This is a genomic window from Phocaeicola sartorii JCM 17136 = DSM 21941 (assembly GCF_054653615.1).
This window is the reverse complement of record NZ_BAAIFW010000005.1, coordinates 3,346,100-3,359,041: the sequence shown is the minus strand read 5'-3', so window position 1 is coordinate 3,359,041 and position 12,942 is coordinate 3,346,100. Positions and strand designations below refer to the sequence as shown.

The following is a 12,942-nucleotide window of genomic DNA, read 5'->3' as shown; positions in this document are numbered from 1 at the left end:
AAAAAGATGGGATTTATATCAAATAAGAAGAGATTATACAGGGTACTTACGGCTGTCTTGGTATTTCTGTCAATCAGTTTTTCCGTCTGTGGACAGGCGTTGAGAGGTACGACCGGACTGCTTCATGCGCCGACGGCCGATATGCAGCGGGACAAAACGTTTATGCTTGGAGGTAATGTGCTGGACATAACCCCGTTGCATTATTATGATTTTGATGTGAGATACACTTTCAATTATTATCTCAACATTACGGTTTTTCCCTGGCTGGAAGTGGGATATACCTGTACGTTGAATTACGCCAATAAGGGTTCTACATATTTCCCGGAGCAGTCGTGGGGGAAATACACCAATCAGGACAGGTCTTTCAATTTCCGTCTTCGTGTCTGGAAAGAAGGATGGTGGAAAACGTGGACTCCGCAGATCGTGATAGGGGTGGACGATCCGGGTACTCATGACAGTTACGGTGGAGGAGGCATATCAAGTCGTGACCAGAATGGTGGTAATTGCTTTTTCACCCGTTACTATATTGCCGCAACGAAGCATGTTGGGGTTGATAATCTGGGAATGTTGGGAGTGCATCTTGCCTGGGTGCTGGACCGGCCGGCTACTTGGGAGCATCATAACCGTCCGGCTATAGGGGTGAATTTCCGGTTGGGATTGCCTGTGCAAGAATCTTGGGCTGTAAAAATGATAAATGGCTTGAACCTGATGGCGGAGTATGATGCAAGAACTTGCAATGTAGGTTTTGAGTACAGTTTCTGGGAAGACTATGTAAATCTTGTAGCCGAACTGAATAATGGGAAATACTTCTCGGGTGGACTTGTCTTTAAAATTCACTTGAAATGAATTTGTTTTCCAACTTTTATTGTTAATGCTAAGATAATGACTTATCTTAGCATTAATAATCCATTTAAGAAAAAGAGAATGATGAAATATCCCATTGGTATACAGAGTTTTGATCAAATGCTACACCTTATCTGACAGATATGCGCAAAGTCACGAGAATTGGAATCAGTTTCTCATCGGTAACTATGACCGTGGAGGAATGGGAGGAAAAGATATTGTAATCAAATCCTGTTTGTTTTTCTTTATTTTCCATCCTTTTGTTTTGTAGTATAGTGGAAAATATCTATTTTTGTACAAAATAGAAATATCAGCGGTCTTGGTTCGGCAATATGAAATAGAAATTTTGAATTAGTCCGGCGTATTTGTCCGGATGTCCCCACCTTGGTAGGGAAAACAAGGTTTATTTGTCATTCTCCGCGTGCTCCGTGTACCTTGAACGTTTTGCGTGCTCCGGGGGCGTGGGCATATACAAAGAAAATGAATTTTATTATTGCTGGACAAGATCGTTTGCTCTGAATAAATGGACAAAGGAGAAATAGCAAAGAAAGCTCGAATATTGCAAACGAAGACTGATCTTCTTGCTTTGCTCAATGAGATAAAGGCTGACGATTTGGGGGAGAAAGGGTATCCTTTTGTCCTGCGGCAAATTAATTACTATTGTAATCCGAAAAATACGAAGGGACGATTTGTCACTTTTGCTATCCTGAAAAAATCAGGAGGTATTAGAAACATCGCGGCACCAAGTAATGGGCTGAAAATGCTTCAGACTTATCTTAATGTTATTCTTGGTTCTTTATATACTCCTTCATCCCATGTTATGGGATTTGTCAAAGGACGTTCCGTTATAACTAATGCTTCGCGACATCTGAATCAGAATTACGTATTTAATATTGACCTCAAAGATTTTTTTTCCAGTATTCCTCAGGCGCGTGTATGGAAAAGACTGCAACTTCCTCCTTTCTCCTTCCCTCAGGAGATTGCCAATGTGATAGCAGGATTGTGTTGTATTGAAATGATCGTTCAAGATGAACAAGGACAAGTCCGGACTAAATATGTGCTTCCACAAGGGGCCCCGACATCTCCTGTCATTACCAATATGATCTGTGATACGCTTGACCGTAGATTATCGGGTTTGGCTGCAAGGTTTGGTTTGAATTTTTCACGCTATGCAGATGATATAACTTTTAGTAGCTTGCATTACGTATATAGTGAGAATGGAGCTTTCAGAAAAGAATTAAAGCGCATCGTGGAAGGGCAGAATTTCACTATCAATGAGGCGAAAACGCGGCTTCAGAAAAAAGGAGATCGTCATGAAGTGACCGGATTAATAGTCAGTGATAGGGTGAATGTATCGAGAACGTATGTGAGAAATCTCCGTTCCCTTCTTTATATATGGGAGAAATACGGGTATGACGCGGCAAATGAAAAATTTGTTTATTATTATTTGGATGATAAGCCAGCAAGTAGCACTTGTATGCCTAATATGGTTAATGTGATTGAAGGTAAGCTACAATATCTGAAAATGGTCAAAGGGGGAGACAATCCTGTATACTTAAATCTATATTCGAAGTTTGAACTGTTACAGTATATTTATCATAACAAGGATAACGGAGAGGAGCAATCCATGTCTGATGTCGAATCTATGTTGCATCAATCTTCCATGTCTGTGGAGGGAGTTGTGGCTCAGTGGAAAAACAGGGATATTTTTTCGATAACAGGAACGCTGCTTAATGAGTGTAAACGTTCTGTATCTCCTCTTATTGTGAAGAAAGTAGCTGCATCCCTTATGGCTTATTTATCTGCGTCTCTTGTCAACAATATCAAGAAAAGGGCTGAACTGCAATGGTATATGTTGAGGGATATCAATGATGCGATGAATGGACAGCCTCGAACAAGAAAGATAGATGGAGAGGAGGAAAAAATTCATCGTCCTAAATTGGTAGTTGCTTTTTTAAAGCAGTTCACTTCCACAGAGAATCTGAAATATACCACCCATACTTGGGAACGAATGATAGACGGAAAGTATAAATGGACTGATTTTGATCAATTTTTTCATTCGTATGAATCTGAACTGAAAGATAAAACAGGGTCCGGTATACCAATCTTCGATATTTATAATTGCAATATACATCTCTATAATCTGGTCAGGAATTTCCTGCTTCCACCATCCAAAGAAGAGTATCCCTGGCAAACAGACTATGGACTTAAGTTGTCATATTGCACTCCGGAAGGAGTTATTCAAAATTGGATGAAAGAAAATCCGGACAAACAGCCTATGGAGATACCTCTTTCTGTCTTTCCGGAAAGTTATAGACCTAAGCAACGTGTGCAGGGACAGACACTGGTGGATTTTCGGGATGTGATTGATATATTTAAGAACGCCATCGAGTATCGGGATGATAATCTCTATTGGGATGTATCGGATATCTTTAAATTGACGGATTTTTCTTTGGATGACAGCGTATTAGATACATTGTCGGGAATAACGTTTTATACCGATACGATACTCGTAAGGGAGGCTTTGAAAATAATTGCAGACAATATTATTGTCCGTCCTCAACATCGGCATTTAAAGGTACAGGCTATAAGAGGCAAGGATGGAGATCAAAAATATGTATCATTGGAAATTCTGCATGTAGAGTCCTTTTCCAATAAATCTTTGGATGACGACAAATTGCAATTGAAGGGAAATAAAGGGCAACTGAGTGCTGTCAAGCAGAAGTTGGTCAGCCTTTGCGATTTTTCTGTTGAAAGTAGATTCAGAAAAGGTGATGAAATGGGTGACTATAGAATAGATTATCTGTATAGCGAAGAAGTAAATGCAGAACCTCGTGTAACTAAGCTTGACGCACCTGCAGAGGGCTTTAAATATATATTAAAATTTTACTTATAACAGTACATTATGAAACATTGTATCATTATAGAAGACAGGGTAGAACGCCAGCAGAAACAGCTGACGGAGGAGCAATGGGAGAGGTTGTGTCAATTGGCCGCTGTCGATTCTGAACTCCCCGGCTATGAAGAGGGAAAAGAATATGATTTTTCTGCATTTGATGATTATGATATAGTTGCTGTTCATCGTACCTTATTGGCAAAGACCAATTTAATCAATGAGTTTATGGATTATGCAAAGAATAAAAAGAAAAATTCTATCATATTCAGTGGAAGTATTACGCAGCAGTTAGTCACAAATGGGGGTAATACTTTAGCTGTTGAAGCAACGGTCTTTTACCAATCCATTGTTACTTTTCTGGAGACTTATGATGACAGTCAGGATTTTCCTTTATACCGATTCTTATATGGCAATGAATGGGAACTTCCATTGCTGCTTCGATTCCGATTCTTGAAATGGAAAGAGAAAGACGGTACGCTTCAACGGCAGGAAAAAGCAGAACTTCAGAGTTTGCAAAAAGCGTACGAGGGAGATTTTGAAAAGCGAATAACGGAACTAATTCAAAATATCTGATATGGCTAGAATACTGATGTTGCATAACGATAATCTGCCGGGTGTTTTCTATGAACAGGAATTGGCGGGAAAATTTGATATTGAGAATGTTACAATCCGGATATCGGAAGATGTCATGGATTTTGATGCTGAAATATGCGCTTTGTTGAATCCGATATTTCAGAGAAAGCCGTATGATTTGATTGTTTTGCCATATACTTTTGATGCGCAGAATTATATGTCATTTACAGGTATCAGGACGGCTGTGCATATTCGGCTGACTCAGTTATGGGGACATACACGTAAGCCCATATTATTTGTCGGTCCGGATGCAATAGAACAGGTGGAAAAACTTTCTTCGATGGGAAGTTTGTTTCTTACTTCTCTAGTCTATCATACAAATTCACTGTCAAAAGATTCATTGATATCGCTCATGGATGATTGTATGAAGAAGGTGGAAATGACAGATATGCAATACAGGAATTTTTTGGAGAAAGTGCAAGTGTCTCGTCCTTCTAATTATCAAACGCACCATTCATTGGCTAATGAATGGGCTGTTCGCAGATGGGCGGAGATGCTTTCTTGGGATAATAATCCTCCCGCCTTGCCTGGTGAAGATGTTTTTAATATGCTATTTTACAAATATTTATATGCGAACCTGGCTACAAAGCATGAGGTGTTTTCTAATAGATTCAAGAAGAAGAATCCGGTGAAGCCTTTGGTTAACGGCATAGAAAATAAAACGATAGTATATGTAGATGACGAATATAACAAGGGCTGGGAAAACTTATTGAAGATAATAGTTGAAAATTCCAGGGCGAAGTTGGTTTGTTATAAAGATTTCAATGAAGCTTGGAAAAGAGATGAATTGGTGAAGCATATCAATGACTTTTTGGATGCTCAAGCTGACGCACATTGCTTTTTGATTGATTTACGTTTGCATGAGGAGGATTTTGAGGGAGATCCGGCTCTGATGACGGGACATCAGGTGGTGAAGCATCTGTTTGGGAAACGCCAGAATACACAGGTCGTTGTGTTTACGGCTTCTAATAAAGTCTGGAATATGAAACAGGTAATGTCCGATTATCATGTATCAGATTACATAATTAAAGAGTCTCCGGAGTTTAATTTCGCTCGTGCTGAAACAATACAAAATTTCAAGAAATTTCTCAGTGCCATAAGGAAGGCGGCTTGTCAGCATTATATCAGAGACTATCAAAAAGAACTAGAAAAGCTTTCTACGCAATGTCCCAAAGGGGATTTGATGGAGTTTGTGTCTCTTCTTTCCTTCGATTCGGATGAGGGAAAGAATAAGGTGCTAAAGGCATTGTTATTGTCTCTGCATGTCTTTATAGAGAATTATATTTCAAATGTTCAGAAATTTGCGATTGATAGTGCTGGGAACCTTTTGGAACCGAACGGTGGTATTTGCAATTTCAATAAGAAAATGTTCTTTAAATTTGACAACAGTGGGGCTAAAAGTAATAAAATAGATGTCAAGTTTGAAGATAAATTGACTTTAGAATCAGCTGGATGGAAGTTCGCTCCAACTGATAATGAGAAGTCTAAAGATACTATCCAAGTGGCTGCACTACACTATTATTATGGTTTTGATGCTTCTCTTTGTAAATTGTTTCTGAATATAAAAAAGGATAGGAATACTGTTATCTCTCATTGTGGCGGAACGGTGACCAGTAACATCGAGGATGTCAAGAAGCTTTTCCAAGATGTGATAATGGTCATGTTGCATAGGGATTATCCTCCTGTCCCATAATAACCTTTACAGCTGATGCCCCGAAACCGAAACCATACCGATTTCCGTTTCAGGGCATTCTTCATTTATGGAATTTGGGATATAAACCGCTTACGCTTTAAAATTGCGTGTTATTTTTTTATATCCATATACGGCACGGTTGCCCAACTCTTCTTCAATGCGGAGCAACTGGTTGTATTTCGCCATACGGTCGCTACGGCTCAGTGAACCGGTTTTAATCTGTCCGCTATTGGTGGCTACGGCGATGTCCGCAATGGTAGCATCTTCCGTTTCACCGGAACGGTGGCTGGTCACAGTGGTATAGCCGTTGCGTTGAGCCATTTCAATAGCATCCAATGTTTCGGTCAGTGAGCCGATCTGGTTCACTTTTACCAGAATGGAGTTCGCACAACCTTCACTGATTCCTTTCTCCAGGAACTTCACATTGGTGACAAACAAGTCATCGCCTACCAGCTGGCAGCGGTTGCCCAGACGCTCGGTCAGCATGCGCCATCCTTCCCAGTCGTTTTCTGCCATACCATCCTCTATCGAATCAATAGGATAGTCCCAACTCAATTTTTCCAGATAAGCAACCTGTTCGGCAGCGCTTCGCTTTTCCCCTTTGGGACCTTCAAACTTGGTATAGTCATAGATGCCGTCATGATAAAATTCGGAGGAAGCACAATCCAGACCGATGGTGATATGTTTAAACGGCTCATATCCGGCAGCCTCGATAGCGGCAAGGATACAGTTCAATGCATCTTCCGTGCCATCCAGTGCAGGGGCGAAACCGCCTTCATCACCTACTGCTGTGCTCAGTCCGCGTTTTTTCAATACCACTTTCAAGGCATGGAATACTTCGGCACCCATCCGTAAGGCCTCATGGAATGTCTGGGCACCGACGGGACGAATCATGAATTCTTGAAAAGCGATGGGAGCATCACTGTGCGAACCTCCATTAATGATATTCATCATCGGTACAGGCATGATGTAGGTGTTTGTTCCGCCTATGTATCTGTAAAGAGGGATATCCAAATAATTGGCGGCAGCTTTTGCCACGGCCAGAGAGACACCTAGAATAGCGTTTGCACCCAGTTTTGATTTAGTGGGAGTCCCATCCAGGGCAAGCATGGCCATGTCTATGCCGCGTTGGTCCAGAGAGTCCATTCCTTTCAATGCCGGAGCGATAAGGGTATTTATATTTTCTACAGCTTTTAGTACGCCTTTTCCTCCGTAACGGGTTTTGTCGCCGTCACGTAGTTCCAAAGCCTCATGTTCACCGGTTGAGGCACCCGAAGGGACAGAAGCGCGGCCCATGACTCCTGATTCCAATATGACATCTACCTCCACGGTGGGATTACCACGTGAGTCCAGAATCTCTCTTCCTTTAATCTCTGCTATTTTCATATACTTCTTTTTATATATTTAGATGGTTTTATTTTAATAACAATGGAGAAGAAGGATTTGTTGAGTGATGGAGAAAGTATTTTCAGGGTATTTACTTTTTTTATTTCTTTTCACAGAGTACATCCGTCTTCTTTTTTCGTCTCCCTTTAATAAAAGCTGGAGGTCAATATGAAAATGAGATGGATAGTGGGGGGGCTGTTATGGGCAAGTTTTTACTTGCAGGCTGCCGCACAAGAATATAAACTGTGGTATGATGAACCCGCCCAGGTTTGGACTGAAGCACTTCCGCTGGGTAACGGGCGGTTGGGAGCGATGGTGTTCGGTAATCCCGGTGTGGAGCATATCCAGTTGAATGAAGAGACTATTTGGGCAGGACGTCCCAATAATAATGCTAATCCCAATGCGTTGGAATATATTCCTAAGGTGCGTCAGTTGGTGTTCGAGGGGAAATATCTTGAAGCACAAACGTTGGCCACCGAGAAAGTAATGGCGAAGACCAATAGCGGTATGCCTTATCAATCGTTCGGCGATCTGCATATTTCTTTTCCGGGACATACACGTTATTCCGATTACTATAGGGAACTGAGCCTGGACTCAGCGCGTACCATCGTGCGTTATAAGGTGGACGGGGTGACTTATCAGCGTGAGACTCTGACTTCGTTTGCCGATCAGGTAGTTATGGTGCGTCTCACTGCCAGCCAACCCGGAAAGATTACTTGTAACGCCAGTCTTACGACTCCGCATCAGGATGTGATGGTCGCGACGGAAGGGGAGGAAGTTACCCTTTCGGGCGTATCTTCCTGGCATGAGGGGCTAAAAGGGAAAGTCGAGTTCCAGGGCCGCATGGCTGCACGTACTCAAGGGGGAATCCGCTCTTGTCGTGACGGAGTCCTGAGTATAGAAGGGGCGGATGAGGCTGTGATTTATGTCTCCATCGCTACCAACTTTATTAATTATAAGGATATAACAGGCAACCAGGTGGAGCGTGCGAAGAACTATCTGCACCGGGCTGTGGGTAAGGATTATATTACGTCACGTCGGGCGCACGTTGATTTTTTCAAGCAATACATGGATCGCGTCTCTTTGAATTTGGGCACGGACAAATATGCGGATGTAACCACTGATATGCGTGTGCAGAACTTCAAGGAAACGAAGGATGATTTTCTGGTGGCCACTTATTTCCGTTTCGGCCGTTATCTGTTGATTTGCTCTTCACAGCCGGGTGGTCAGCCTGCTAATCTGCAAGGTATTTGGAATGATAAATTGTTTCCTTCCTGGGATAGTAAATATACTTGTAATATCAATGCCGAAATGAATTATTGGCCGGCCGAGGTGACGAATCTCAGCGAATTGCACGAACCTTTGATACAACTGATTCGTGAGGTGAGTGAAACAGGACGTGAGTCGGCAAAGATTATGTATGGGGCAGATGGCTGGGTATTGCACCACAATACGGATATATGGCGTGTTACCGGAGCTATAGACAAGGCTCCGTCCGGATTATGGCCTACAGGAGGAGCATGGCTTTGCCGTCATTTGTGGGAACGCTATCTTTACACGGGTGATATGGAATTTCTCCGTTCGGCTTACCCTATCATGAAAGAAGCCGGTAAGTTTTTTGATGAAATAATGGTGAAGGAACCGTTGCATAACTGGTTGGTGGTATGTCCGAGTAATTCTCCCGAGAATACTCATGCGGGCAGTAATGGAAAAGCGACTACGGCTGCCGGGTGTACTTTGGACAACCAGCTGATATTCGATTTGTGGAATCAGATAATCACGACCGCTCGTCTGTTGGGTACGGATGCTGAATTTGCCACCCATTTGGAACAGCGTTTGAAGGAGATGGCACCCATGCAGGTAGGCCGTTGGGGGCAGTTGCAGGAGTGGATGATGGATTGGGACGATCCGAAGGATGTACACCGTCACGTGTCACACCTTTATGGCTTGTTTCCCGGCAATCAGATTTCTCCGTACCGCACCCCTGAGTTGTTTGATGCGGCACGCACTTCGCTGATTCACCGTGGAGATCCGTCTACCGGATGGAGTATGGGATGGAAGGTATGTTTGTGGGCCCGTCTGTTGGATGGTGATCATGCTTATAAACTGATAACCGATCAGTTGACTCTTGTGCGTAACGAGAAGAAGAAAGGAGGAACCTATCCTAATTTGTTTGATGCTCATCCACCTTTTCAGATTGATGGAAACTTTGGTTGTACGGCAGGCATCGTAGAGATGCTGATGCAGAGCCATGATGGTTTTATTTATTTACTTCCTGCATTGCCTGAGCAATGGAAGGAGGGAAGCGTAAGCGGGATTATCGCTCGTGGAGGTTTTGAACTGGATCTGAGTTGGAAGAATGGTAAGGTGAGCCGGTTGGTGGTGAAATCCCGTAATGGGGGGAACTGCCGTTTGCGTTCTTTGAATCCGCTGGCAGGCAAAGGGCTGAGAAAGGCAAAGGGAGAGAACCCGAATCAGTTGTATGCCATATCCGGAATTTTACAGCCGATTATAAATAAAGAAGCGAAATTGAATAAAGTTGAGTTGAAAAAAACTTATCTTTATGACTTGAAAACCAAAGCAGGCGAAGAATATATCTTTTCAGGTAAGTGAGGATTCTTTCGCTGATGATAAGAATGAAAAATAGTAAAAAGAAGAAATATGAAAAAAACAGGATTTAACATTATTTGCTCATTGCTGCTGGCAGGTGGAATGTGTGCATGTACGGCCACTTCCAAGCAGGCGGAAGAGATTAAATGGAGTGAACGTATGGCTCAGTCGGAAATGCAACGTTTTCCTGAGCCTTGGATGATAGAGAAAGCTAAAAAGCCCCGTTGGGGATATACGCACGGACTGGTGGTGAAATCCATGTTGGAGGAATGGAAACATACCGGAGACACTGCCTATTATAATTATGCGAAAATATATGCTGACAGTCTGATAGATACTGAAGGCAGGATAAAGACCATGAAATATCTTTCTTTTAATATTGACAATATCAATGCCGGAAAGATTTTATTCGATTTTTATGAAAAGACGGGAGACGGGCGTTATAAGGTGGCGATGGATACTCTCCGCAAACAACTGACCGAACAACCCCGTACCAGTGAAGGTGGTTTCTGGCACAAACTGATATATCCGCACCAGATGTGGCTGGATGGTATATTCATGGCTTCTCCTTATTTGGCTCAATATGGTAAGGTGTTCAAGGATACTACGGTCAATGCCGATATTGTAAATCAAATAACACTGATTGCCCGTAAAACGTATGATCCCAAAACCGGTTTGTATTATCATGGTTGGGATGAAAGCAAGAAACAAAATTGGGCAAATAAGGAAACGGGTTGTTCTCCCAACTTCTGGAGTCGCAGTATAGGCTGGTATGCCGCTGCTGTAGTGGATGTGTTGGACTATATGCCGGCACAGTTCGAAGGACGCGACAGCATTATGACAATCATAAATACGTTGGCCGAAGGCATTGTAAAATACCAGGAGCCTGAAACAGGGGTATGGTGGCAGGTGACTGACCAGAATAACCGTAAAGGAAATTATCTGGAATCCTCCGCTTCATCGCTTTTTGTCTATTTCTTGTGTAAAGCGGTGAATAAAGGATATATCCCCGTGGAGTACAAGGCGGCTGCGGAGCATGGATTCAACGGTTTGATAAAACAGTTCATAAAAGAAGAGCCTGATGGTTCATATACTATAACCAACTGTTGTGCAGTTGCCGGATTAGGTGGTAAAGGGAACCGGGATGGCAGTTTTGCTTATTATATTGGTGAGCCGGTGATAGAGAATGATCCGAAATCAGTAGGCTCCTTTATTCTGGCTGCTATTGAATATGAGAAAATGAAATAACCGGAATGATCTGAAAAAGATGAAGACGTTTTAAAAAAAGGTCTTCATCTTTTTAAAAAACATAAAGGCCTTTTTTAAAAACATCTTGCTGTTTTGGACAAAAACTTTGTGTTTGAGAACTGTCAATTAATTAATAAACGAATTTGAAAATACAATGATGAACAGACACACATTACTTTCCTTATTGGCTTTATTGCTATGCTGCTCCACTTCGTTGCCGGCGCAGAAAGCGAAAACGTATATTCCCTGGAAAAACGGCAAACTGGTGGTGTCCGAGGAAGGACGCTACCTGAAGCATGAAAATGGAGTACCTTTCTTCTGGTTGGGTGAGACAGGATGGCTGATGCCGCAACGCTTGAATCGTGACGAGGTCTCTTATTATCTGAACAAGTGCAAGGATGCCGGATATAACATGGTGCAGGTGCAGGTATTGAACGGTGTGCCTTCCATGAATATTTACGGTCAGTATTCCATGATAGACGGTTTTAATTTCAAAGATATCAACCGCAAAGGGGTTTATGGGTATTGGGACCACATGGACTACATTATTAAAAGTGCTGCCTCACGGGGCATCTATATAGGGATGGTATGTATTTGGGGAACTCCCGTGGAACAAGGGCTGATGAATGAAAAAGAAGCCGTGGCATACGGTAAGTTTCTTGCGGAACGCTACAAGGATGAACCGAATATTATTTGGATGATAGGAGGGGATATCCGTGGTGATAATAAGACGGAGGTATGGGATGCGTTGGCAAACAGTATCCGCGGCATAGACAAAGGTCATCTGATGACTTTCCATCCGCGTGGACGTACCACGTCGGCTACTTGGTTTAATGACCGCGAATGGTTGGATTTCAATATGTTTCAAAGCGGACACCGTCGTTACGGACAGCGTAACGGTGATGGTGACTATCCCATCGAAGAGAATACGGAAGAGGATAACTGGCGTTTTGTGCAAGCCAGCCAGGCAAAGACTCCGTTGAAACCGGTGATTGATGATGAACCTATTTATGAAGATATTCCGCAAGGATTGCATGATCCCAATGAAACTCGTTGGAACCAACATGATGTACGTCGCTATGCCTATTGGTCGGTATTTGCCGGATCATTCGGACATTCCTACGGCCATAATGATATCATGCAGTTTATCCGTCCGGGATATGGAGCCTCTTTCGGTGCCGACGGACGCAAAAAGGCATGGTGGGATGCTTTGGAAGATCCCGGCTTCAATCAGATGAAACATCTGAAGAACTTGATGTTGACTTTTCCTTTCTTTGAACGTGTGCCCGATCAGAGTGTCATTGCTGGAACTAACGGCGAACGCTATGACCGTGCCATCGCTACCCGTGGAGATGACTATTTGTTGGTTTACAATTACTCGGGACGTCCTATGCAGATCGACTTGGGTAAGATCAGCGGTGCGAAAAAGAATGCATGGTGGTATAGCGCGAAGGACGGTAAGTTGGAATATATCGGTGAGTTTGACAGTAAAATCACTTCTTTCCAGCATGATAGCGGTTATCTGAGCGGTAATGACCAGGTCCTGATTGTTGTGGATTCAGCGAAGGATTATGTGCAGAAAGCTTGGACAGCCTTGCCGGATGCCATGCAGAAATGGAATAAGTAAGAAATA

Annotated in this window: 8 protein-coding genes; 7 read left to right on the top strand and 1 reads right to left on the bottom strand. The window is 42.7% G+C overall.

Annotated elements, in window-relative coordinates; all coding sequences use genetic code 11:
* Positions 1-6 precede the first annotated feature (6 nt).
* From ACYQ0C_RS14290 to ACYQ0C_RS14275, 4 genes are all read left to right on the top strand, one after another.
* On the top strand, positions 7-846 hold the full coding sequence (locus ACYQ0C_RS14290) for a YjbH domain-containing protein (protein WP_016275922.1): 840 nt from the start codon (positions 7-9) through the stop codon (positions 844-846).
* Positions 847-1,366: 520 nt separating this feature from the next.
* A complete protein-coding gene (locus tag ACYQ0C_RS14285; protein WP_016275923.1) occupies positions 1,367-3,739 on the top strand; it encodes a reverse transcriptase domain-containing protein in 2,373 nt (790 codons plus the stop codon).
* 9 nt (positions 3,740-3,748) lie between these two features.
* Positions 3,749-4,312, top strand: a complete 564-nt coding sequence (locus ACYQ0C_RS14280) for a hypothetical protein (protein ID WP_016275924.1) — start codon at positions 3,749-3,751, stop codon at positions 4,310-4,312.
* A gap of 1 nt (position 4,313) precedes the next feature.
* Positions 4,314-6,065 carry a response regulator gene (locus ACYQ0C_RS14275; protein ID WP_016275925.1) on the top strand — a complete coding sequence of 584 codons (1,752 nt, stop codon included), beginning with the start codon at positions 4,314-4,316 and terminating at the stop codon, positions 6,063-6,065.
* Between the two features lie 90 nt (positions 6,066-6,155).
* Here ACYQ0C_RS14275 and eno read toward each other — a convergent pair whose 3' ends face one another.
* Positions 6,156-7,451, bottom strand: coding sequence for a phosphopyruvate hydratase (gene eno / locus ACYQ0C_RS14270; RefSeq protein WP_016275926.1), 1,296 nt, complete (start codon positions 7,449-7,451; stop codon positions 6,156-6,158).
* 168 nt (positions 7,452-7,619) lie between these two features.
* On the opposite strand from eno, the gene ACYQ0C_RS14265 reads away from it, so the two are divergent.
* From ACYQ0C_RS14265 to ACYQ0C_RS14255, 3 genes are all read left to right on the top strand, one after another.
* The gene (locus ACYQ0C_RS14265) at positions 7,620-10,064 is read left to right on the top strand and encodes a glycoside hydrolase family 95 protein (RefSeq protein WP_016275927.1); all 2,445 of its coding nucleotides are present in this window, start codon (positions 7,620-7,622) and stop codon (positions 10,062-10,064) included.
* Between the two features lie 48 nt (positions 10,065-10,112).
* A complete protein-coding gene (locus ACYQ0C_RS14260; protein WP_016275928.1) occupies positions 10,113-11,309 on the top strand; it encodes a glycoside hydrolase family 88/105 protein in 1,197 nt (398 codons plus the stop codon).
* Positions 11,310-11,466: 157 nt separating this feature from the next.
* Entirely contained in the window at positions 11,467-12,936 is a 1,470-nt protein-coding gene (locus tag ACYQ0C_RS14255; RefSeq protein WP_032941702.1) for a glycoside hydrolase family 140 protein, read from the top strand.
* Positions 12,937-12,942: the final 6 nt, after the last annotated feature.